This is a genomic window from Streptomyces sp. NBC_00690 (assembly GCF_036226685.1).
Taxonomy (GTDB): domain Bacteria; phylum Actinomycetota; class Actinomycetes; order Streptomycetales; family Streptomycetaceae; genus Streptomyces.
In genome coordinates, this window is the sequence record NZ_CP109009.1 from 7,032,573 (window position 1) to 7,055,317 (window position 22,745).

Genomic DNA, 22,745 nt, shown 5'->3' on the forward strand with positions numbered 1-22,745 from the left:
CTCATCCCTCCGGAGCTTCGAACACGGAAGTGCGGCTCAGCCCGGCGGCACGGCCCTTCCCGGAGATCACCAGGGCCATCTTCCGGCTCGCCTCGTCGATCATCTCGTCACCGAGCATCGCGGAGCCCTTCCGACCGCCCGCCTCCGAGGTGTAGTGGTCGTACGCGTCCAGGATCAGTTCGGCGTGGTCGAAGTCCTCCTGCGACGGCGAGAAGACCTCGTTGGCCGCTTCGACCTGCCCGGGGTGGAGCACCCACTTGCCGTCGAAGCCCAGGGCGGCGGCGCGCCCCGCCACCTCGCGGAAGCCGTCCACGTTCTTGATCTGGAGGTAGGGGCCGTCGATCGCCTGGAGGTCGTGGGTCCGAGCGGCCATCAGGATGCGCATCAGGATGTAGTGGTAGGCGTCCGCGGGATAGCCGGGCGGTTGTTCACCGACCACCAGGGACTTCATGTTGATCGATGCCATGAAGTCGGCGGGGCCGAAGATGATCGTCTCGATGCGCGGGGACGCAGCGGCGATGGCGTCCACGTTCACCAGGCCCTTGGCGTTCTCGATCTGCGCCTCGATGCCGATCCGGCCGACGTCCAGGCCCATGGTCTTCTCGATCTGCGTGAGCAGGAGATCGAGCGCGACGACCTGCTGGGCGTCCTGCACCTTCGGCAGCATGATGCAGTCCAGGTTGTGGCCCGCGCCCTCGACGACGGTCACCACATCGCGGTACGTCCACTCGGTGGTCCAGTCGTTGACCCGTACCACCCGGGTCTTGCCGGTCCAGTCGCCCTCGTTGAGGAACTTCACGATGGTGTGGCGCGCCTCCGGCTTGGCCAGGGGAGCACAGGCGTCCTCCAGGTCGAGGAAGACCTGGTCTGCCGCGAGCCCCTGGGCCTTCTCCAGGAAGCGCGGGTTGGAGCCGGGCACCGCCAGGCACGAACGACGCGGACGCAGACGGTTCACGGACCGGGTCATGCGGAAACCTCCAGAGGGTCGAGCTTGTTCGCTTTTCGGATCACATCGACGATACGGCCGATGATCTCCGTAATGCCGAAGTCCTTCGGTGTGAAGACCGCGGCCACTCCCACCGCCTTGAGGGCGACCGCGTCCCCCTGCGGGATGATCCCGCCGACGATCACCGGAATCGGAGTGTCTCCCGGTCCGCCCGGCCCCGGGGTCGTGGCGCCCGCGGCGCGCAGGCGCGCCAGCACATCGGGTACCAACTCGGTGTGCGATCCGGAGAGGATCGACAGCCCCACGCAGTGCACGTCCTCCGCCAGGGCGGCGGACACGATGTGCTCGGGCGTGAGACGAATGCCTTGGTAGATCACCTCGAAGCCGGCGTCACGAGCCCGCACCGCGATCTGCTCGGCGCCGTTGGAGTGTCCGTCCAGCCCGGGTTTGCCGACCAGCAGCCGCAGCCGCCCCACCCCCAGTTCATCGGCGGTCAGGGCCACCTTCTCGCGTACGGCCGACAGGGCGGGTCCCAACTCCCCCGCCACCGCGAGGGGGGCTCCCGCCACTCCGGTCGGCGCCCGGAACTCCCCGAACACCTCGCGCAGGGCCCATGCCCACTCCCCGGTGGTGACACCGGCCCGGGCGCACTCCACGGTGGCCGGCATCAGATTGTCCGTCCCCGCTGCGGCCTTCTTCAGCGCAGCCACGGCCGCGGTGGCCCTGGGTTCGTCGCGTTCGGTGCGCCAGGTGTGGAGCGCGGCGACGACGCGTGCTTCGTTCGCCGGGTCGACCGTCATGATCGCGGCATCGAGATCGGCGGTGAGCGGATTGTCCTCGGTGGACTCGAAGATGTTGACGCCCACGATCTTCTCTTCGCCGGCCTCGATCCTCGCCCGACGTTCGGAGTGCGAGGCGACGAGTTGTGACTTGAGGTAGCCCGACTCAACGGCCGCCATCACACCGCCCATCTGCTGGATGCGGTCGATCTCGATGGAGCACGCCTCCTCCAGTTCGGCCACCTTCGCCTCGATGACGTGCGAACCGGCGAAGATGTCCTCGTACTCCAGGAGGTCGGACTCGTGCGCCAGCACCTGCTGGATGCGCAGCGACCACTGCTGGTCCCAGGGGCGCGGCAGACCCAGCGCCTCGTTCCAGGCGGGGAGTTGCACCGCGCGGGCCCGTGCGTCCTTGGAGAGGGTCACGGCGAGCATCTCCAGGACGATGCGCTGCACGTTGTTCTCCGGCTGCGCCTCGGTCAGGCCCAGCGAGTTGACCTGGACGCCGTAGCGGAAGCGGCGCTGTTTGGCGTTCTCGATGCCGTAGCGCTCCTGGGTGACGCGGTCCCAGAGGCGGGAGAAGGCGCGCATCTTGCACATCTCCTCGATGAACCGCACGCCCGCGTTCACGAAGAACGAGATGCGGGCCACCACGTCGCCGAACTGCTCCGGTGCGACCTGTCCGGAGTCCCGGACCGCGTCCAGTACGGCGATGGCCGTGGACATGGCGTAGGAGACCTCCTGGACGGGCGTGGCCCCCGCCTCCTGGAGGTGGTAGCTACAGATGTTGATGGGGTTCCACTTGGGAATGTTGGCCACCGCGTACGTGATCATGTCGGTGGTCAGCCGGAGCGAGGGGCCCGGTGGGAAGACATGCGTCCCACGGGACAGGTACTCCTTCACGATGTCGTTCTGCGTGGTCCCCTGGAGCCCGGTGACCTCCGCGCCCTGCTCCTCCGCGACCACCTGGTAGAGGGCCAGCAGCCACATGGCGGTGGCGTTGATGGTCATCGAGGTGTTCATCTGCTGGAGCGGGATGTCGTGGAAGAGCCGCCGCATGTCCCCCAGATGGGAGACGGGCACTCCGACGCGTCCCACCTCGCCGCGGGCCAGGACGTGGTCCGGGTCGTATCCGGTCTGCGTGGGCAGGTCGAAGGCGACCGAGAGTCCGGTCTGTCCCTTGGCGAGGTTGCGCCGGTAGAGCTGGTTGGAGGCTTCGGCGGTGGAGTGGCCGGCGTAGGTGCGCATCAGCCATGGCCGGTCCTTGCGACGATCGGTCATCAGCGACCTCAGACGTTGCGGAAGCGGTTGATGGCGTCGAGGTGCTCGGCGCGCAGTTGATGGTCGCGGACTCCGAGACCTTCGCGGGGCGCGAGGGCGAGGACGCCGACCTTGCCCTGGTGAAGGTTGCGGTGCACATCGTAGGCGGCCTGTCCGGTCTCCTCCAGGGAGTAGACGCGGGAGAGCGTGGGGTGGATCTTGCCCTTGGCCACCAGTCGGTTGGCTTCCCAGGCTTCGCGGTAGTTGGCGAAGTGGGAGCCGATGATCCGCTTGAGGGACATCCAGAGGTAGCGGTTGTCGTACTCATGGGTGTAGCCCGAGGTCGAGGCGCAGGTGACGATGGTGCCGCCCTTGCGGGTGACATAGACGGAGGCGCCGAAGGTCTCCCGGCCGGGGTGTTCGAAGACGATGTCGACGTCCTCGCCGCCGGTCAGTTCACGGATGCGCTGGCCGAACCGCTTCCACTCCCGTGGGTCCTGGTGGTGCTCGTCCCGCCAGAACCGGTAGTCCTCGGCGGTGCGGTCGATGATCGCCTCGGCACCCATGGCCCGGCAGATCTCGGCCTTCTGATCGCTGGAGACCACACAGATGGGGGTGGCCCCACCGGCGAGGGCGAACTGCGTGGCGTACGAACCGAGCCCACCGCTGGCGCCCCAGATCAACACATTGTCGCCCTGCTTCATGCCGGCGCCGTTGCGGGAGACCAACTGCCGGTACGCGGTGGAGTTCACCAGACCGGGAGCCGCGGCCTCCTCCCAACTGAGGTGCGCGGGCTTCGGCATCAGCTGGTTCGACTTGACGAGAGCGAGTTCGGCGAGGCCGCCGAAGTTGGTCTCGAAGCCCCAGATGCGCTGTTCGGGATCGAGCATGGTGTCGTTGTGTCCGTCCGACGACTCCAACTCGACGGAGAGGCAGTGGGCCACGACCTCGTCGCCCGGCCGCCAGGCATTCACCCCGGGCCCGGTGCGCAGCACCACGCCCGCGAGGTCGGAGCCGATGACGTGGTACGGCAGATCATGCCGTCGTGTCAGCTCCGAGAGCCTTCCGTACCGCTCTAGGAAGGCGAAGGTCGCCAGTGGTTCGAAGATCGACGTCCAGACAGAGTTGTAGTTCACCGACGAGGCCATCACGGCGACCAGCGCCTCGCCCGGGCCCAGTTCGGGCACTGGCACCTCATCGAGGTGGAGCGACTTGCGGGGGTCCTTGTCCTTGGTCGCCAATCCGGCGAACATCTCGGTCTCGTCCTTGCGCACGGTCACCGCGCGGTAGGACTCGGGCACGGGCAGCGCGGCGAAGTCGGCCGGCGTGGTGTCCGCCGACTGGATCGCGTCCAGGATTTCCTTCACGGTGTTGCCTCCGGCCAAGCGCATCGGGGAAGTCCAGGGGGAGATGCCCCGCGGAATGCGGAATTGAGGGCGTTCTGCTGTGGAGGTGTGCCGTCGGTTCGGCGGGTGGTGCCTGGGGCAGCGCGGGTGGGCGCGGCGGGAGCCTGTGACGCAGGCGTCCGGGCGCTAGCTCGATGGCTTGCTGGGACAGCCGGCGTACGAAAGGTCTCTGCACGCCGGCCGCCCGGACGTTCTTCACGCTATGGCACGGTGTGCCAAGTGACAAGACACTGCGTGCCACTAATTTCTCTCAAGTGTCATCCCGGCGACACGAATGAGCAACAGCAGGGGCCACCCCTGGTGGGATGGCCCCTGCTGTGTGTCTGGAAGGTCATAGGCGACGCACTGGTCGCCGGGTGGGTCAGCGGCCCGTACGGGCCGCTGATCAGCTCCGATGCTCCAGGAGAGCGCGCTCGATGGTGCGCATCACATCGTCCAGCGGGGCATCGGTCCTGGCCACGGCCACCAGCACCTTGTCCTGGCCGGTCACCACGGCGGACGCCCCGCCACGGGCAGTGGCACCTTGCTGTGCGTGCGTCCCCGAAGCCGCGTCCGCGGCGGTGTCCGCCCCCGGCTCGCCGACCTTGGCTCGCCCGGCTCCTATCCCCGAGCCGAATGTCTCCCGGACGATGGCAAAGGCGTGGTCGAGTTGTGCTTCCACATCGCCCTCGCCGCCCGCGCGCAGCCAACGGCGCAGCACATGGTTGTGCGCGGTGACGACCGCCGAGGCGGCGACCTCGGCCAGCAGGGGATCGTCATTGCCGTCGTGGTGGTCACGCTCGTCGAAGTGGCCCAGAAGATAGCGCGTGAACAACCGCTCGTAGCGGGCCACCGACGCGATCTCCCGCTCCCGCAGGGTGGGCACCTCGCGGGTCAGTCGATAGCGCTCCACGGAGACGGCGGGCGATGCCGCGTACATCCGCATGACTTCCTTGATCCCCTGGCACACGGTGTCCAACGGGTGCTCGTGCGCCGGCGCCGCGTTCAGTACCGCCTCGGCCCGCACCAGGGTGTCGTCGTGGTCCGGGAAGATGGCTTCTTCCTTGGATCGGAAGTGCCGGAAGAATGTGCGCCGGGCGACTCCCGCCGCAGCGGCGATCTCGTCGACCGTGGTCGCCTCGTACCCCTTGGTCGCGAACAGTTCCATGGCCGCGGTCGCCAGTTCTCGACGCATCTTGAGCCGCTGGGCGGCAGCGCGGTTGCCCGCGGCACTTTCGGGAGCGTCTGCGGCGGACTTCGGACGGGGTGACCGACGACTGGGGTCGGAGGGCTGGGGCATGCCCCGAACGTACTGCATCCGCGCAGGAGGGCGCGCCTTCGGGAGGCCCGTGCGGACGCCCTCGGCAGGCCCCCGCGAAGGACTCACGGAGGCCGCCGGTGGCTGTGTTCCGGACGGTAGTGAAAGGGTCCGCCCCCACCGGTTCGAAGATCAGCGGCGGGCATGTTCGCGAAAGCCACGCCCCGACTTGCGGCCGAGGCACCCCGCGGCGACCAGGTGTTCCAGAAGCGGCGCGGGCGCGAGCCCCGGATCGCGGAACTCCCGGTGCAGCGCCTTTTCGATCGCGAGGGACACGTCGAGCCCCACCACGTCGAGCAGTTCGAAGGGGCCCATCGGATAGCCGCCGCCCAACTTCATGGCCGCATCGATGTCGTCGGGGCTCGCATAGTGGTCCTCCAGCATCTTGATCGCATTGTTGAGATAGGGGAAGAGCAAGGCGTTCACGATGAAGCCCGCCCGGTCGCCGCAGTCGACGGGATGCTTCTTGATCCCCGCGGTCACCGAACGCACGGTGGCGTGGACCTCGTCCGATGTGAGCACCGTACGGACGACCTCGACCAGCTTCATGGCCGGCGCGGGGTTGAAGAAGTGCATCCCGATCACATCCTGCGGTCGGCTGGTCGCCTTTGCACAGGCCACCACGGACAGTGATGAGGTGGTGGTGGCCAAGATGGCGCCCGGTCGGCAGATCCTGTCCAGGGCGGCGAACAGTTGCCGCTTGACCTCCAGGTCCTCGGCGACGGCTTCCAGCACGAGATCCACTTCGCGGAAGGAGTCCAAGGAGCCCGAGGGGGTGATCCGTCCCAGGGTGCTGTCCCGGGCCTCGGCCGTCATCCGTCCCTTGTCGACGGAACGGGACAGGGACCCTGCGATGCGGGCCTTGGCGTTCTCGGCCTTCGCCAGGGAGCGGGCGGCGATCACCACGTCGTGTCCGGCCCGGGCGAAGACCTCCGCGATCCCGCTGGCCATCGTGCCCGAGCCGGCCACTCCGACCGAGCGGACCTCGCGGCCCACCGGTTCCCTCAGCCCGGGCCGCACGGTCAGTGCGTCCGGGACCACCGTGGAGGCATCGGGGTCACCCGTCGTCTCGGCAGCGGTGTAGGTGTAGAAACCGCGGCCCGCCTTGCGCCCGGTCAACCCCGCCTCGGCCAACTGTCGGAGGATCGGCGCCGGGGCGTGCAACCGGTCCTGGGACTGTGTGTACATCGCCTCCAGCACCGTGAGGGCGGTGTCCACACCGATCAGGTCCAGCACCGCGAGCGGTCCCATGGGCAGCCCGCAGCCCAGTCGCATCGCCGCGTCGATGTCCTCGCGGGACGCGTACTTCGACTCGTACATCGCCGCGGCCTGGTTGAGGTAGCCGAACAGCAGCCCGTCCGCGATGAAACCGGGCCGGTCTCCGATGGAGACCGGCTCCTTCCCCAGTTCGCGGGCGAGCGCGGTGACGGCTTCGACGGCGGCGGGCGATGTGAGTACCGACGAGACCACTTCCACCAGCTTCATCGCGGGCACCGGATGGAAGAAGTGCAGGCCCAGCACCCGTTCGGGGTATCGCCCTGATTCGGCGGCCAGTTGGGTGACCGACAGGGCGTTGGTTCCGGTGGCCAGGATCGTGGTGGGGCGCACCAGACCGTCCAGGGCCCGGAGGACCTGACGCTTGACCTCGTACGACTCGGACACGACCTCGATCACCAGATCGGCGTCAGCCGCGGCTTCCAACTCGTGGAAGGTCCGGAACCGGGCCAGGACGTCCTGCCGTTCGGCCTCGGTGATCCGACCGCACCGCACCGAGCGGGCCGTGGAAGCCTCCAGCCGGGCCACGGCCCCGAGGGCGGCGCTGGGACTGATGTCGATGCCGATGACCTCGCGGCCGGACGTGGCGAGGAGTTCGGAGATGCCGGTGCCCATGGTGCCGAGGCCGACGACGGCGATGGTGCTCAGGGGGGTGTCCATCGGGGGGACTCCAGGTGAGTGACGACTGAAGGGGCGGGTGCGCGCAGACCAGCTGGCACGAGGTGCCGGGGGAGGCGCGCGAAGGTGTTGGGGGTGCCCCGCCGTGCGATCGCAGGATGAAAGACGTACCCAGCGAAAGACATACGGGAGGGAAGACGTACCGAACGAAGGACGTACGGAACGAAGGTCGTGCGGGGGAATCGACCAAGAGCTTCAACTGGGCGACGGCATGAGCCCGTCGCCAGCAGGGAAGGGTCGACGGGCTCTGTCCCGGAGCCTCGTCGTACCGCGGTGCATGACCGACTCATGCACCGCTGGTGCTTGCCGAACCGACTGCACTCGCGGTGGCTGCGTCACCAGGCCACCGGGAGAATGCGGGGGTTACCCGCTCACTTGAGATTAACTGGCGAGTAACGAGCGCGCCAGCCCCCAGCGACTGTGATCTGGGTCGCCAGCGAACCGATTCTTCGTGGCGCTACGCTGATGCCCCATGGACGAAGAGTTACGTTCGCTGGCCAGGCGCCTACGGTCCGAGTCCGGGGGATCGCCGGCCTTCGAGCAGCTGCTGACCACTGCGGACCGCGAAGAACTGGCCCGGGTCCTCATCGAATTCGAACGGCCTCTGTGGGCCAGGGAACTGGCCGCCTTCCGGCTGGGATGCGGAGAGGACCCCAGAGCGTTCGAACCGCTGGTCCTCCTGCTGAACCACCGCGACCCCGACCGCTGTGTCGCGGCAGCCCACGCACTCGCCAAGCTCGCCGACCCCCGCACCCCCCGCGCCGCCGCAGCCCTCGCGACCAACGAGCGCAGGGTTGCCTACGCCCTGGTGCCCGTTCGACTGTTGACCCGGCTGCGCGCACCGGAGTCCGTACCGGCCCTGATCACCGTGCTGCGGCGCAGACTCGCTCCGCGAGATCCCCATGTGCGGGTGGCGCTGGCCTGTGTGGAGGGGTTGGGGGCTCTCGGTGACGCCCGGGCGAGGGCGGTGCTGGAATCGGCCCGCTGGCATCCGAGGCTCTCGGCGGCGGCCGAAGCGGCACTCGCCCGACTGCGCTGACGCGACCTCATGTTCTTTGTGTCCATGGCGGCCGTCCCGCCGACATGGCCGGCCAGGGGAGGCGTCCCACGTACAGTGCCGCGGGCTCCGCAGCCGCCTTCGCGGTGCGGAGCCCGCGGCTCCCCCGATTCCCCCACCTAGACCGGAAGACCGGCGGTGGGGGCGTTGCTGCCCCTCAGCGGGGACGTGCCTAGTAGAGCTTGGCGACCGCGGTCTGCGTGGTCTTCTTGAAGCCCGCAAGCGGCGCACCGCTGAGGTCGCCCAACTGGCTCCAGCCGACGACGGTCACCGTGCGGCCATCACGCCCCACCGAGTAGAGCGCGATGTCCGTCGAGCCGACCCGGGGATCGGCGGTGTCCACGCTGTAGACGTGGGCACCCTCCTCCACATTGATCTTCCCGTGGTACTTGGAGGTGCCCTTCAACCCCGGGTACTCCTGCTGGAGGCGCTTCAGGCAACCGTTGATGGAGTTGCGCAACTGGGTCACCAGCGTCTTCGCCTTGGCCTCCGTGGCGGCGACCGTGATCGTCTGGTGAGCGCTGGTGTCCAACTCCGTCTGGAACAGCCGGTGCTTGCTGGACGCCTTGGGAGCGATCTTCTTGGTGCAGAAGTCGGCAGCGGCACCCGACTTGATCGCACCGGCCGTCCACGGGGTGAGCGAGGCGGGCAGTTGCTTCGCCGTCAGGAAGGCGGGAGCGGGAGCCGCGCTGGCCGCGGACATCGAGGCGATCGTCATCCCGATGGCTGCGGCGGTCACGGCAGCGGTACGGAGCATGTTCATGGAAGTGCTTCCCCCTGATGATGGTTGGTGGAACGGCCCTCAGCTTCAACGGCCACTCGACCGATCGGCAAGCACTCTTGCCGGGGGTGACACGATGGAACCATTCCACCCCCACTGACGTGGGATTACTCGGGAGGGTGGAACGCCGTCCTGGAACAGACCGGGGAGCTGTACGGGTGAGCACAGATGACACGGAGGCGTTCGCGCAGCGGCTGCTGGAGATGCGGGAGGCATCGGGACGCAGTTACGGGGCACTGGCGCGCCGGATGGCCGTGAGCGCATCGACCCTGCACCGGTACTGCTCCGGGCGCACCGTGCCCATGGAGTTCGCCCCCATCGAGCGACTGGCGCGACTGTGCGGATGCCGAGGCGATGACCTGGTCGCACTGCACCGCCTCTGGGTGCTCGCCGACGCCGAACGCACCAGACGCCAACTGGCTCCGCAGGGAGCGCCGAATCCCGAGCCGGGCGGACGGCCGTCGGGTCAGGACACGGTTCCGGCACCGGGGGACCGGTTGGAGCGTCCGGCCCCGCCCTCCGGCTCGGACGCGGCTTCGGAACGGGCCGCCGAACGGTCCGCCACGGAGGACGCCGCTCCGGCCGAGTCCTCGGAGGCTGAAGCCGAGCAGTCGCAACCCCCCCACCAACGAGCGGCTGCGGTCGAGCAGTCCGCCCCCGACGAGGGCACATCGGCAACGGACCAACCCAAAGCAGGCCACTCCAGAACCGATCAGAACACAATGGATCGGTCGAGAACCAACCGATCTGTCGTCCATGACTCCGCGGTGCCGCCCCTGGTCCCCGAAGCCACCGAAGTCAGCGAGCCGGCTTCCGAGGCACCTTCGGACGGTCGTACGCCAGAGACGACTGTGGTGCTCGGAGCGCGTCGGCCACGGCGCCACCACCGGGCCGTGTACGCCTCGGCCGCACTGGTGTTGACCGCGGTCGGTCTCGTTCTCCTGCTGGCTTTCGACCGTTCCCCGTTCTCCCGCGCCGATCGACAGCGCACCACGGTCGAGCAGCCGGACGACACCCGGACCGGCCGGCCTTCGGCAACCGCCCCCGACGGTCGCCCGAGCGCCTCGACCCCGTCCCCTTCTGCGTCCGCTTCCGTCCCGTCCTCGGGTGCTCCCAAGGGCGGACCGCCAAGGGTCGGTACGGGCGTGAGCGGCTCCCCGACTGCCCCCAAGGGGCGGACCACCGCCCCCGCGGCCCCGGTCGGTACGCCGTTCTCCTGGACCCTGGACCAACACGTCTGGAAGAACGAGTGCGACCACGCGTATCTCGTCGATCGGGAGCCCTCCCGGGTCCCGCCGCCGCCGGCCGAGTCCGACGCCGCGCCCTGGGCCGGCTCCCTCGGAGCGGTGCACGGCGGCGAGACCATGGTGCGGGTCTCCGTCCAGGGCAAGACCGATCAGGCGGTTGTCCTGCAATCGCTCAGTGTGCGGACCGTGGCCCGTCGGACGCCCCCGCAGGAGAGCGTGTATCTGATGAGCGTGGGGTGCGGCGGCTCGCTCACCCCGAGGATGTTCGACGTCGATCTCGATGCTCCGCGCCCTCTTGCCCGGTCGGTGGCCGGCAGCGACGCCGGGGTGGAGATTCCCGCGGTCTCGTTCCCCTATCGGGTCTCCGCCTCTGATCCTGAGGTCCTGTTGATCACCGGTCGCGCCGTCAGTTGTGACTGCGACTGGTACTTGGAGTTGGAGTGGAGCAGCGGCGCACAGAGTGGAACGGTACGGATTGACGACCGCGGACGCCCGTTCCGTACCAGCGGGATCCCGGGCCTGCCGACCTACGAGTACGACACGATCGGGCGTGCCTGGCGGCTCGTGAGCGCGAGCGAGGGCAGGGGCGGGGCGGAAAGCTCCTCGCCGCAGCCCTGAACCACTGGCCGCAGGGCACCCAGGCGTACCGGCCTCGCATCGGTTCACCTACTCCTAGGAGTAGGTGATCGCACGTAGTGCACGGCGATAGCGAAGCTCCGGAATCTGTACCCCCGCCATCTCGAAGGGTTCCTCCAGGCCGTCGGGCTCAAAGCCCGCCCTGGCGTAGAAGCGGCGGGCCCTGTCGTTTCCCTCGACCACCCACAACAGGAGTTCGTGCAGTCCCTGGTCGTGCGCCCGGGTCGTCAGCTCCGCCATCAGGGCGCGCCCCACTCCGGTCGACACCACCTCAGGGTGTGCGTAGAGCGCATAGATCTCGCCCTGCTGCGATGTGGTGCCTTCGTCCCGACAGGGGCCGAGGCAGGCCCACCCCACGACGTCACCCGCGCGCTCGGCGACGAGATGCGTGACACGGCTCGGGCCCGCGGTGCTCAGCCAGCCCCGGACCTTGACCGCCATCTCGGCGGTATCCATCGCGTCCAGATACGACTGCGGCATCAGCCCCGCGTAGGCGTACTGCCATCCGCGCACCCGGATCGAGGCGACCGCGTCACAGTCCTCGATGGTCATGTCCCTGATCTGTACGGTCATGGCCCTACCGCTCCTCGTCCCGGACCAGGGCGTACGCCTCGATCTCCACGAGCAGCTCCGGCAGGATCAGCGCGGAGACCTGGACGGCGGAGCTGGCCGGCAGCCGGTCGGGTGCGAACACCTCGTCGCGGGCGGTGCGGATGCCCGTGAGATGTTGGATGTCCGTCACGAAATAGGTGAGTTTGACCATGTCTTCCAGGCTGGCACCCGCTGCGGCCAGGCACCGCCTGATGTTCTCGAAGACCTGCCGTGCCTGCACCTCGGGGTCATCGATGCCCACCACTGAGCCGTCCTCGTCGAAGGCACACTGCCCGGAGACGGCGATGAACCGGCCGGTGCCCCAGACGACATGGCTGTAGCCCCGGCCCGGGGCGACGCCTTCCGGAGCAGCGACATGGGTGAGGTGAGAATTCATCCGCTCATCCTTGCCTATGCCACTGACACCGATGGATCGGCGGTTGGTCAGACCGGCAGATCAGCAGGCCAGCGGGTCAACAGGTCTAAGGGTCAGGGGGGCGGCAGGTCTACGGCGCGCGGCCGGGTCAGAGCAGGGTGAGCTGCGTCTGTTCCGCCCCGGCTTCGGCGTCCGGGGGCGAGGGCCGAACCCGTCGTGGCATTCCGGGTCCGGTGGGCCCGATGCCGAACTCGGTCGCCAGTTCATGCACCTGGCGGGTGATGCGCCGCTGGTACCAGGTGGGCGCGTACGCCCCGTCCGCGTACAGCCGCTCATATCGGCGCAGCAGAAACGGATGGTGTTCTTCCAGCCAGCTCATGAACCACTCGCGCGCCCCTGGCCGCAGATGGAGGACGAGCGGGGTGACCGAGGTGGCACCGGCCTCGGCTATCGCGCGAACCGTGGCCCGCAACTGGTCGGGGTGGTCGCCGAGGAAGGGGATGACGGGTGCCATCAGCACCCCGCAGGCGATGCCGTGGTCGGTCAGGGTGCGGACGACGTCGAGACGTCGCTCGGGCGCCGGAGTGCCCGGCTCCACCGTTCGCCAGAGTGCTTCGTCGATGAATCCCACCGAGACGGAGATGCCCACATCGGTCACATCCGCCGCCTCTACCAGCAGGTCGAGGTCGCGCAGGATCAGCGTTCCCTTGGTCAGGATCGAGAAGGGATTGGCGTAGTCGCGCAGGGCAGCGATGATGCCGGGCATCAAGCCGTACCGTCCCTCAGCCCTCTGGTAGCAATCGACGTTCGTGCCCATGGCGATGTGGGCGCCGCGCCACTGGCGGGAGCCGAGTTGGCGGCGGACCAGTTCGGGCGCGTTGGTCTTCACCACGATCTGGGAGTCGAAGCCGAGGCCGGTGTCGAGGTCCAGATAGCTGTGCGTCTTGCGGGCGAAGCAGTACACGCAGGCGTGGGTGCAGCCTCGATAGGGGTTCACCGTCCATTCGAACGGCATCCGGGAGGCTCCCGGCACCCGGTTGATGATCGACCGGGCCCGTACTTCGTGGAAGGTGATCCCTCTGAACTCGGGGGTGTCGAAAGTCCTGGTCGTCACGGCCGACGTGGCGAAGAGGGCGGCGTCCTCCGTGGTCCGCGGCGCCGAAGGGGTCTCGGCCAGATGGTCCCAGCGCATGGTCGCCTCCTGAGTAGTTCTGTCCCCCATACCTAGAATAGAACAACTGTTCGCATGTGAAGTGCAAGCCTTTCGCTCCACGTCATGGGTCGACCTCGGATTCGGGGTGGGTCGGCCCCGGATTTGGGTCGCCGCACGCAAGGTGATTGGCTAAGGCGCCCCTGGAGGCACCCCCGAACAACCGAGTGCTGGAGGAACAGCAATGGCGCAGGTCGAGTCCACGACGCAACGGACCATCGCGGCGGACGCGGCGACGGTGTTCGACACACTGGCCGACTACGAGAACACCCGTTCGAAGCTGCTGCCCGAGCAGTTCAGCGAGTACGAGGTCCGCGAAGGCGGCGACGGCGAGGGCACCCTCGTCCACTGGAAGCTCCAGGCCACCAGCAAGCGGATCCGGGACTGTCTGCTCGAAGTCACCGAGCCGACCGACGGCCAGCTGATCGAGAAGGACCGCAACTCCTCCATGGTCACCACCTGGACGGTCACCCCGGCCGGTGAGGGCTCCTGTCAGGCCGTCGTCACCACGGTCTGGACCGGCGCCGGCGGCATCGGCGGATTCTTCGAGAAGACCTTCGCGCCCAAGGGCCTCGCCCGCATCTACGACCTGATGCTCGACAACCTCGCCACCGAGGTCGAGAAGGAGGCGAAGCGGTAGCCCTCCCGTTCGGATCGTCGTAACACTCATTTCTTCGAGTGGTTTTCCCGCGGGGCCGTGCTGCGCCGGGTGCGCCGTGGACCGCGGGAAAGCCTCTGTCGGCCCCTCGTGCGCACCGGGCCGATCCGGTTTCCCCGCCCTTCGCCCCTGGTAGAGCCTCCGTGCCCGTGAAGGGGCCACAGGGCGACAGGACGCAGACGCGCAAGGTCCTGACCCCAGGATCGCGGGCCGTACTCCCGGGCCTGCCCTCGTTCGCCGTGGGAGGCGTCTATGATCCTCCCGGGCAGCTCACTGCCGACGACCGCCCGCCTCGATGGCCCCGGTAAGTCGGGTGACGGTTCGTACCGCACACTTGCCCTGGGAACGCACAGGCGATAGACCCCTGTTGACGTTTTGTCATATCCCTGGGGGGCTGGCCATGAGCGTGACGAGCCGATATCGGGATGCCTGGGAAGGATTCTGGGCCGAGGTGCCCGATGAGCCGGGAGCCGTCTTCTGGGACGCCGAGCCCGCGCTGACGGCGAGCCGCCATCTGGCGCGCTACGAACCACTGGTGGAGGACGCCGGCCTCACCATGGTCGACCTGGGCTGCGGCAACGGCACCCAGACCCGTTTCCTCGCCGACAGATTCCCCGCAGTACTGGGTCTCGACCTCGCGGACGCGGCGATCGACCTGGCTCGGCGGCAGCAGGAGAAGGCCCGACCGTCCCGGTGTTCGGGACTGCTCTCCTTCCGGACGTTCGACGCCGTGGACATGGAGTCGGTCGCCCGGTTGCACGAGGAGGTGGGCGACTGCAACGTCTATGTGCGCGGGGTGCTCCACCAGGCAGACCCCGGAGATCGGCAACATCTCGCGGAGGCGGTCGGCGTGCTGGTGGGCAAGCGGGGACGCGCCTTCGTGGTGGAGTTGACGGAGGTCGCCGGGACCCGGCTCGCCCAGCTCGTCAGTTCGCCGTCGGGGCCGCCGGCCAAGCTCCTGCCGGTGTTCCGGCACGGGATCGTGCCCGGTGCACTGCCGGACGAGGAACTGATCGAGCTCTTCGCCCGGTCCGGGCTCTCGACGTTGGCGAGCGGGGATCTGCCCCTGATCACGACGGAGTACGAACTCGACGGCTCCCGCGTCGAACTACCGTCGAAGTGGCTCGTCCTGGGGCGTCCCCGCTGATCGGCCGTGGCAGGTCCCGTCCGTCGGGCGGGACCGTCGTTCCACAGACGGGTGTCGATGGATGTCGTGCATCGAGGTGCGCCGAGCTCGCCTGACCTGGACCGGGCCTGGTCGTACGGGCACTCTGCTCCCGTACGACCAGGTTCCGCCCCGCCCGGTGCGTCTATGGACTGCGTCGATCCGCGGCCACGGCGAGACATGCGGCGATCAGCACCACGTTCTTGATGATGTACTGCCCCTCCAGGGTCGGGGTGCCCATCTGTCCGTTCCACATCTCGTCCGGCAGGATGAACAGCGCGGCGAAGACTCCCGTCATATGGAGGAAGAACGCCGTCAGGACCAGGCGCAAGAGGACTCCGGATATCAGTCCCACGCCGATCGCGGTCTCGAAGAGCGCGAGCAACGGCCTGGAGAACTCCGGTGGTACGAGATCGAAGGTCAGCACGCTCATGGTCCGGGTGGCGACGTCCTCCGCCGGACTCGCCGCCGGCACGAACTTCATCACTCCGAACCAGAAGAAGACCAGTCCTACGGAGATCCTGAGCACGGTGGTGCTGTGTACCTGATAGCGGGCCAGCGCGGCGCCGATTAGGGGTTTGCTCCGTCGTCGTCTCCCCGTCGGAGTCATCACCAGGGGCCGTTCGGCCATCCGCCGGGTGGTGCTGCTGGTCCGTTCGGTGTAGCTCATCGTTGTCCGTCCTTCCCGATGGCGCCGTCCCGGCTCCCGATGTCCCGAACTCACCGTGGGGAGCGGTCCGCCAACGCCTCGGTCTCGTGTCATTCCTGACGATCGCTCGTGGGGTGCGACCGCCGGTCTTGCGCGCATGGGAAACGGCGACTGCCCTGCTGCCGATCCGGCTGGTCCGTCCGGTCACCGGCAGGGAACCGGAGGGCGTGACGGCTATGGCAGGGCGATCCCGCGGTGATGCGCTGTGTGCGTGTTTCTGGGGCTAGATGGCGCCCTTACGGATCGGTGGCCGGGCAGAGCGGCGGCGGTGGGGGCCGCCGACGCCCTGCGATGGCCACGGTGACGACCGCCCGGAACGAGGGGCTCGCGCAGGAGCCGGGGCGGGCGCCGTGGGTGACTGCGGTCTCGCAGTGGGACGCGGTGGCACCCGGGGATGTTGGGGGAGTGCCGCCGTACCAGCGCTGATCATGTTGGGGGCATGACATTCAACGGTGTGTCGGCCAGGGGTCCATAGTGAGGGGGCGCATGGGGGCGCCGATCGGCTCTGTGTCAAACGCATGGTTCCTCGTGGGGGGTGGGGGGATGTGACTGAGCTATGCGTTCGAATCTGGCGTCACGCTATAAGCTTCGGCCCATGTCCGTAAAGGTCTGGACCAATACCCGTTCCTTGTGTGCGTCGACCAGTTCGCGTCGACACCGCACCCGTAGGACTCCAGACCGCCTCCAGTCCGGCCGTCGGACGTCGTCCCAACGCATCCGCCCATAAAACCCCATGCCTGTTCATCCCGGGTGCCGCTGAACTCCCCCCGGTGCGGGGGCGGTTGCGGCGGAGTGGGAGGGCGTGGGCCAGCGCCGCCCGCATCGACACACACCATCGACGTACCCCCGATGGGCTCGCGGTACCGGGTCTGCGTACGCGATGGCCCGTGGTTCATTGGACCGTCCGGTGCCATCCAGATGCCGCAACGCGTCTACGAGCAGGTCGTCACCGATCGGGCCGCTGCCAGGTGTCGACGAGAAGCTCTCCGCGGCCTAGCGATGAGCAGGCCCGCCTTGTCAGGCCCGGCCCTCCCTGTTGAGGTACGCATAGGATTTTTCCCAGGTCAAGGTGCCATACCGTCGAGTAGGCCGGGATGGAACAGCCTCCCGGGCGACTTGCTCGACCCCGCCGTGGCCTATTGGCTGGATCGGGCGATCGGGTGCCGTTCGGGTCATACCGCCTCCAGCGGTCGCGCCAGGACACGGCACGGGCCCAGCGCCCACCTCGGACGGTACGGATGGTCTACTCGAAGCCGATGCGACCGATGCCAACGACGGAGGTCGGTGGGTCAGCGGACCCCACCGATCCGGGAAGAGCAGGGCGAGCTGTGAAGATCCTCATCAGCGCCGACATGGAGGGCGCCACCGGTGTCACCTGGCCGGCCGATGTGCTGCCCGGCACACCCCAGTGGGAACGTTGTCGCACCATGTTCACCTCGGATGTGAACGCGGCGGCGCTCGGCTTCTTCGACGGCGGCGCCGACGAGGTCCTGATCAACGAGGCGCACTGGTCCATGCGCAACCTGCTGCTGGAGCAGTTGGACGAGCGTGTGGAGATGCTGACGGGCCGGCACAAATCCCTCTCCATGGTGGAGGGCGTCCAGCACGGCGATGTGGACGGGATCGCCTTCATCGGCTATCACACCGCCGCCGGCGCCGAAGGAGTGCTCGCCCACACCTACCTCGCCAACTCCATCACCGGTGTCTGGCTCAACGGCACCCGCGCCAGTGAGGGCCTGCTCAACGCCCATGTGGTCGCCGAGTACGGAGTCCCGGTCGTCCTCGTCACCGGCGACGACCTGACCTGCGTGGACGCCGACGGCTATGCACCGGACGCCCGCAAGGTCGCCGTCAAGGACCATGTCTCGCGGTACGCGGCCGTCTGCCGCACCCCCACCCGGACCGCCGCCGACATCCGCGCCGCCGCCCACCAGGCCGCAGCTCTCGCCGTGCGGTACGCACCGGTGCCGGCCGGACCCTTCACCGTGGAGTTGGAGTTCGACGCCGAACACCTCTCCGCCGCCGCCACCGTCGTCCCCGGTGTCGCGACCGACGGCGAGCGCCGCGTCTCGTACACCAACGAGACCATGTACGACACCATTCGCACGTTCAAGGCGGTCACCACCATCGTTTCGGCGGCCGTGGAGGAGCAGTATGGCTAACACGAACGCAACCGCCCAGGGCCGCGAGCCTGCCGACGCAAGTCCCGTCGATGCGCAGGCCCTGGACGAGGTGGTGACCTTCACCTCCGAGTTGATCCGGATCGACACCACCAATCGGGGCGGCGGAGACTGCCGTGAGCGTCCCGCCGCCGAGTACGCGGCCGAACGGCTCGCCGCCGCGGGGCTCCAGCCCGCGATGCTGGAGCGCACCGCCGGTCGTACCAATGTCGTCGCCCGCATCGAGGGCACCGATCCCACCGCACCCGCCCTGCTGGTCCACGGCCATCTCGACGTGGTCCCCGCCGAGCCGGACGACTGGACGGTCCACCCCTTCTCGGGGGAGGTCCGCGACGCGGTGGTCTGGGGGCGCGGCGCCGTCGACATGAAAAACATGGACGCGATGATCCTGTCGGTCGTCCGGGCCTGGGAACGGGCCGGGGTACGACCCCGCCGGGACATTGTGGTCGCCTTCACCGCCGATGAGGAGGCCAGTGCCGAGGACGGCTCCGGCTTCCTCGCCGAGGAGCACGCGGACCTCTTCGAGGGGTGCACCGAAGGGATCAGCGAATCCGGTGCCTTCAGCTTCCACGCCGGCCCCGGAATGACGCTCTACCCGATCGCCGCGGGCGAGCGGGGCACCGCCTGGCTCAAGCTCACCGCCCACGGCCGGGCGGGACACGGCTCCAAGGTCAACCGGTCGAACGCGGTCAGCAGGCTCGCCGCCGCCGTCGCCCGCATCGGCGACCACCGCTGGCCGGTCAGGCTCACCCCCACCGTCCGTGCCGCACTGGCAGAACTCGCCCGGCTGCACGGCGTACCCGCGGATGTGCACGCCCCGGACTTCGACGTGGACGAGTTGATCGGCAAGCTCGGACCCGCCGCCGCACTGGTCGAACCCACCGTGCGCAACAGCACCAACCCGACCATGCTGGATGCCGGCTACAAGATCAATGTGATCCCCGGCCATGCCACCGCCTACATCGACGGACGCATGCTGCCCGGCGCCGAGGACGAGTTCGCACAGACCATGGACCGACTCACCGGACCCGATGTGGAGTGGGAGTTCGACCACCGTGAGGTGGCGTTGCAGGCACCGGTCGACTCCCCGACCTTCGCCAAGCTCCGCGAGGCCGTCGAACGCTTCGACCCCGACGGCCACGTGGTGCCCTACTGCATGGCCGGCGGCACCGACGCCAAGCAGTTCTCCCGGCTCGGCATCACCGGCTACGGCTTCTCACCGCTGAAGCTCCCCGCGGGATACGACTACGCGGCGATGTTCCACGGCGTCGACGAGCGGGTACCCGTCGAAGCCCTGCACTTCGGCGTCCATGTGCTCGACCACTACCTCCGATCCGCGTGAACTCCGAGTGAAACTGCTGACAAGGGAGTCGGACATGGCACCCACCGCCGCCTTCGGTACCTGGCCGTCACCGATCGACGCCGCGCTCGCCGCCTCGCACGACGGTCGGCCCGAGTACCTCGGCACGGTCGGCGACGAACTGTGGTGGACCGCACCCCGGCCCGCGGAGGGAGGCAGACGCGCCCTGGTGCGGAGGCGAACCGACGGAGCCGAGGAATCGGTGCTCCCCGCGCCCTGGAACGTCCGCAGTCGGGTCATCGAGTACGGGGGCCACCCCTGGGCGGGCGCCCTGCGCCCCGACGGCACCCCGCTGGTCGTCTTCGTCCACTTCCCCGACCAGCGGCTCTACGCCTACGAACCGGACGTCCCCGGTGCGGAACCGAAGCCGCTCACCCCTTACTCCCCGGTCGGCGACGGCGCACGCTGGGCCGATCCGCAACTGCACCTGGAGCGGGGCGAGGTGTGGTGCGTGCTGGAGGAGTTCACCGGTGCGTCCCTCACCGACGTACGCCGGGTGATCGCCGCGGTGCCGCTGGACGGCTCGGCCGCCGACGACCGCAGCGCCGTGCGCGAACTCACCGACGACCGGCACCGTTTCACCACCGGCCCGAGGCTCTCCCCCAACGGGCGGCAGGCCGCCTGGATCGTCTGGGACCATCCCCGCATGCCCTGGGACGGCACCCTGGCGATGGTGGGCGATGTCGCCCCGGACGGCCCGTTCACCGAGTTGCGCGCGGTCGCCGGAGGCACCGAGGAATCCATCTGCCAGGTCGAGTGGGCCCCTGACGGCTCACTGCTGTTCCTGTCGGACACCACCGGCTGGTGGGAACCCCGACGGCTGACCCCCGACGCCCTGACAGCGTCCTCGGCACAGTCCTCTCCCGTCGCGGGCGCGGGTGAGGCCCTGTGCTCCGGACGCCGCGAGGAGTTCGGCGGACCGCTGTGGAAGATCGGCCTCCAGTGGTTCAAGCCGTTGGACAACGGGCTGATCGCCGTCGTCCACGGCGCCGGCACCACGGCGCTGGGCGTCCTCGACCCGGACACCGGGGAAGTGGTGGACGCCGCCGGCCCCTGGACCGAATGGGCATCCTCCCTCGCCGTCCAGGGCGATCGGATCGTCGGTATCGCCGCCAGTCCCCGCAGCGCGTACGAGATCGTCGAACTCGACACCCGCACCGGACACACCCGGGTCATCGGCGCACCCCACGAGGACCCCGTGGACCCCGCGTACTACCCGGAACCCCACATCCGTACGTTCGCAGGGCCCGGAGGCCGTGCGATCCACGCGCACATCTATCCGCCGCACAGCCCCGACCGAACCGCGCCCGACGACGAACTGCCCCCGTACGTCATCTGGGCCCACGGCGGCCCCACCGGCCACTCCCCGCTCGTACTGGACCTGGAGATCGCCTACTTCACCTCCCGCGGCATCGGGGTGGCCGAGGTCAACTACGGCGGATCCACCGGATACGGCCGCGAGTACCGGGACAGCCTGCGAGAACAGTGGGGCGTCGTCGACGTCGAGGACTGCGCGGCCGTCGCCCGGGCCCTGGCCGCCGAGGGCACCGCCGATGCCTCGCGGCTGGCCATCCGCGGCGGCAGCGCCGGCGGCTGGACCACCGCCGCGTCTCTCGCCCACACCGATGTCTACGCCTGCGGAAGCATCAGCTACCCCGTACTGGACCTCATCGGATGGGCCGGCGGCGAGACCCACGACTTCGAATCGCAGTACCTGGAATCCCTGATCGGCCCCCTCGGAGAGGTTCCGGACCGCTACCGGCAGCGCTCACCGCTCCAGCACACCGACCGCATCACCACCCCCTTCCTGCTGCTCCAAGGGCTCGACGATGTCATCTGCCCGCCCGTACAGGCCGAACGGTTCCTGGGACAGATGGCGGGGCGCGGCGTTCCGCACGCCTACATCGCCTTCGACGGCGAGGGCCACGGCTTCCGTCGGGCGGACACGATGGTGCGCGCGATCGAAGCCGAACTCTCCCTCTACGCCCAGACCTTCGGCTTCGAACGGTCCGACGTTCCCCCTCTGGAGCTCAAGAAGTGACCCTCACCCCCCTGACCCGGGCCGCCCGACTGCGGCCCGGGGCCAAGGTCGCCGTCGTCGCCCCCAGCGGTCCGGTACCCGACGAACGGCTCGACGAGGGACTTGAGGTGCTGCGCGGTTGGGGGCTCGACCCGCTGGTCATGCCGCATGTCCGCGGTGGCCACCAGGACTTCCCCTATCTGGCGGCGACCGACCACGAGCGGGCCCGGGACCTCACCGAAGCCTGGTGCGATCCGACCGTCTCCGCCGTCCTGTGCGCCCGCGGCGGCTACGGTGCACAGCGCATGGTCGACCTACTGGACTGGACGGCGATCCGTGCCGCCGGACCCAAGGTGTTCGCCGGCTACAGCGACATCACCGCCCTCCACGAGGCGTTCGCGACCCGAATGGGACTGGCCACCCTGCACGGTGCCATGCCCGGTGCCCTGACGTTCCTCAAGGACGAGACGACCCGGGAGTCCCTCCGGGCGACCCTCTTCGAACCGGAGTCGGTACGCGTCCTCGCACTGGAGACCGCGGGCACCCTGGTGCCCGGCCGGGCCCGCGGCATCACGCTCGGCGGGTGTGCCAGCCTCCTCGCGGCCGACCTGGGCACGCCCCACGCCCGCCCGAACGCAGCCGGTGGACTCCTGCTCCTCGAAGACGTCGGCGAGGACGACTACCGCCTCGACCGCATCCTGACCCAACTGCTGCGCTCGGGATGGCTGGACGGGGTGCAGGGCATCGCCCTGGGCTCATGGGCGGAGTGCGGACCCTATGAGCGCGTACGGCGGGTGCTGGTGGACCGACTCGGCGGACTCGGTGTCCCCGTCGTCGAGGAACTGGGATTCGGCCACGGAGGACAGAACCTCACCATGCCGCTCGGCGTGGCTGCGGTGCTGGACGCGGACGCGGCGACCCTGACCCTGGACGAGCCGGCCCTGCTCTGAACGCCCGCTCCGCTCTCAACTCCAGCCCTGCTCTGAACGCCCGCCCTGTGGAGTGGGCCCACTCGGGGCGGTGGGAGCGGATTCGGGGGTACGCTGCGGCCGTGCCTTGAGCCATGGCGTTCCGCATGGTGGGACGGTGCGGGCGCGTAGACGTTTGCAAAGGT

At 68.8% G+C, this 22,745-nt stretch carries 18 protein-coding genes; 8 read left to right on the plus strand and 10 right to left on the minus strand.

Annotation, left to right across the window (positions count from 1 at the left end):
- Window position 1: 1 nt before the first annotated feature.
- The 5 genes from OID54_RS30650 to OID54_RS30670 all read right to left on the minus strand — a co-directional run bounded on the left by OID54_RS30650 (window position 2) and on the right by OID54_RS30670 (window position 7,623).
- Window positions 2-967 carry an HpcH/HpaI aldolase/citrate lyase family protein gene (locus tag OID54_RS30650; protein ID WP_329024818.1) on the minus strand — a complete coding sequence of 322 codons (966 nt, stop codon included), beginning with the start codon at window positions 965-967 and terminating at the stop codon, window positions 2-4.
- Window positions 964-3,006, minus strand: a complete 2,043-nt coding sequence (locus OID54_RS30655; protein WP_329024820.1) for a protein meaA — start codon at window positions 3,004-3,006, stop codon at window positions 964-966. Before OID54_RS30655 ends, OID54_RS30650 begins: the two co-directional genes overlap by 4 nt.
- Window positions 3,007-3,014: 8 nt before the next feature.
- Window positions 3,015-4,352 (minus strand): crotonyl-CoA carboxylase/reductase, encoded by a 1,338-nt coding sequence (gene ccrA, locus OID54_RS30660; protein WP_329027874.1) that lies wholly within the window; start codon window positions 4,350-4,352, stop codon window positions 3,015-3,017.
- A 424-nt stretch (window positions 4,353-4,776) separates the two neighbouring features.
- The gene (locus tag OID54_RS30665) at window positions 4,777-5,688 is read right to left on the minus strand and encodes a TetR family transcriptional regulator (RefSeq protein WP_329024821.1); all 912 of its coding nucleotides are present in this window, start codon (window positions 5,686-5,688) and stop codon (window positions 4,777-4,779) included.
- 132 nt (window positions 5,689-5,820) lie between these two features.
- On the minus strand, window positions 5,821-7,623 hold the full coding sequence (locus OID54_RS30670; protein ID WP_329024822.1) for a 3-hydroxyacyl-CoA dehydrogenase family protein: 1,803 nt from the start codon (window positions 7,621-7,623) through the stop codon (window positions 5,821-5,823).
- 490 nt (window positions 7,624-8,113) lie between these two features.
- On the opposite strand from OID54_RS30670, the gene OID54_RS30675 reads away from it, so the two are divergent.
- On the plus strand, window positions 8,114-8,680 hold the full coding sequence (locus OID54_RS30675) for a HEAT repeat domain-containing protein (RefSeq protein ID WP_329024824.1): 567 nt from the start codon (window positions 8,114-8,116) through the stop codon (window positions 8,678-8,680).
- A gap of 190 nt (window positions 8,681-8,870) precedes the next feature.
- On the opposite strand, the gene OID54_RS30680 is transcribed toward OID54_RS30675, so the two are convergent.
- Window positions 8,871-9,461, minus strand: a complete 591-nt coding sequence (locus OID54_RS30680) for a hypothetical protein (protein WP_329024825.1) — start codon at window positions 9,459-9,461, stop codon at window positions 8,871-8,873.
- Window positions 9,462-9,637: 176 nt separating this feature from the next.
- On the opposite strand from OID54_RS30680, the gene OID54_RS30685 reads away from it, so the two are divergent.
- Window positions 9,638-11,344, plus strand: a complete 1,707-nt coding sequence (locus OID54_RS30685; protein ID WP_329024827.1) for a transcriptional regulator — start codon at window positions 9,638-9,640, stop codon at window positions 11,342-11,344.
- A 54-nt stretch (window positions 11,345-11,398) separates the two neighbouring features.
- On the opposite strand, the gene OID54_RS30690 is transcribed toward OID54_RS30685, so the two are convergent.
- From OID54_RS30690 to OID54_RS30700, 3 genes are all read right to left on the minus strand, one after another.
- Window positions 11,399-11,935, minus strand: a complete 537-nt coding sequence (locus OID54_RS30690; protein ID WP_329024829.1) for a GNAT family N-acetyltransferase — start codon at window positions 11,933-11,935, stop codon at window positions 11,399-11,401.
- 4 nt (window positions 11,936-11,939) lie between these two features.
- Window positions 11,940-12,350: a RidA family protein gene (locus OID54_RS30695; protein ID WP_329024831.1), complete on the minus strand. Its 411-nt coding sequence runs from the start codon at window positions 12,348-12,350 to the stop codon at window positions 11,940-11,942.
- A 127-nt stretch (window positions 12,351-12,477) separates the two neighbouring features.
- Window positions 12,478-13,521: an Rv2578c family radical SAM protein gene (locus OID54_RS30700; RefSeq protein ID WP_329024835.1), complete on the minus strand. Its 1,044-nt coding sequence runs from the start codon at window positions 13,519-13,521 to the stop codon at window positions 12,478-12,480.
- Between the two features lie 202 nt (window positions 13,522-13,723).
- Between OID54_RS30700 and OID54_RS30705 the strand changes: the two genes are divergently transcribed.
- Both OID54_RS30705 and OID54_RS30710 read left to right on the plus strand, forming a co-directional pair.
- Window positions 13,724-14,179: an SRPBCC family protein gene (locus OID54_RS30705; RefSeq protein ID WP_329024837.1), complete on the plus strand. Its 456-nt coding sequence runs from the start codon at window positions 13,724-13,726 to the stop codon at window positions 14,177-14,179.
- A 418-nt stretch (window positions 14,180-14,597) separates the two neighbouring features.
- Window positions 14,598-15,344 (plus strand): class I SAM-dependent methyltransferase, encoded by a 747-nt coding sequence (locus OID54_RS30710; RefSeq protein WP_329024839.1) that lies wholly within the window; start codon window positions 14,598-14,600, stop codon window positions 15,342-15,344.
- Window positions 15,345-15,507: 163 nt separating this feature from the next.
- Here the strand turns inward: OID54_RS30710 and OID54_RS30715 are convergent, their stop codons facing one another.
- Complete coding sequence (locus OID54_RS30715; RefSeq protein WP_329024841.1) at window positions 15,508-16,032, minus strand: DoxX family protein; 525 nt, start codon at window positions 16,030-16,032, stop codon at window positions 15,508-15,510.
- Between the two features lie 1,367 nt (window positions 16,033-17,399).
- Between OID54_RS30715 and OID54_RS30720 the strand changes: the two genes are divergently transcribed.
- From OID54_RS30720 to OID54_RS30735, 4 genes are read left to right on the plus strand one after another with little or no spacing between them, the layout of a single operon-like run.
- On the plus strand, window positions 17,400-18,233 hold the full coding sequence (locus tag OID54_RS30720) for a M55 family metallopeptidase (RefSeq protein WP_329024842.1): 834 nt from the start codon (window positions 17,400-17,402) through the stop codon (window positions 18,231-18,233).
- Window positions 18,226-19,593 carry a M20/M25/M40 family metallo-hydrolase gene (locus OID54_RS30725; protein ID WP_329024843.1) on the plus strand — a complete coding sequence of 456 codons (1,368 nt, stop codon included), beginning with the start codon at window positions 18,226-18,228 and terminating at the stop codon, window positions 19,591-19,593. Before OID54_RS30720 ends, OID54_RS30725 begins: the two co-directional genes overlap by 8 nt.
- A gap of 34 nt (window positions 19,594-19,627) precedes the next feature.
- Window positions 19,628-21,652 carry a S9 family peptidase gene (locus tag OID54_RS30730; protein ID WP_329024845.1) on the plus strand — a complete coding sequence of 675 codons (2,025 nt, stop codon included), beginning with the start codon at window positions 19,628-19,630 and terminating at the stop codon, window positions 21,650-21,652.
- A complete protein-coding gene (locus OID54_RS30735; RefSeq protein ID WP_329024846.1) occupies window positions 21,649-22,581 on the plus strand; it encodes a S66 peptidase family protein in 933 nt (310 codons plus the stop codon). Before OID54_RS30730 ends, OID54_RS30735 begins: the two co-directional genes overlap by 4 nt.
- The last annotated feature ends 164 nt before the right edge of the window (window positions 22,582-22,745 follow it).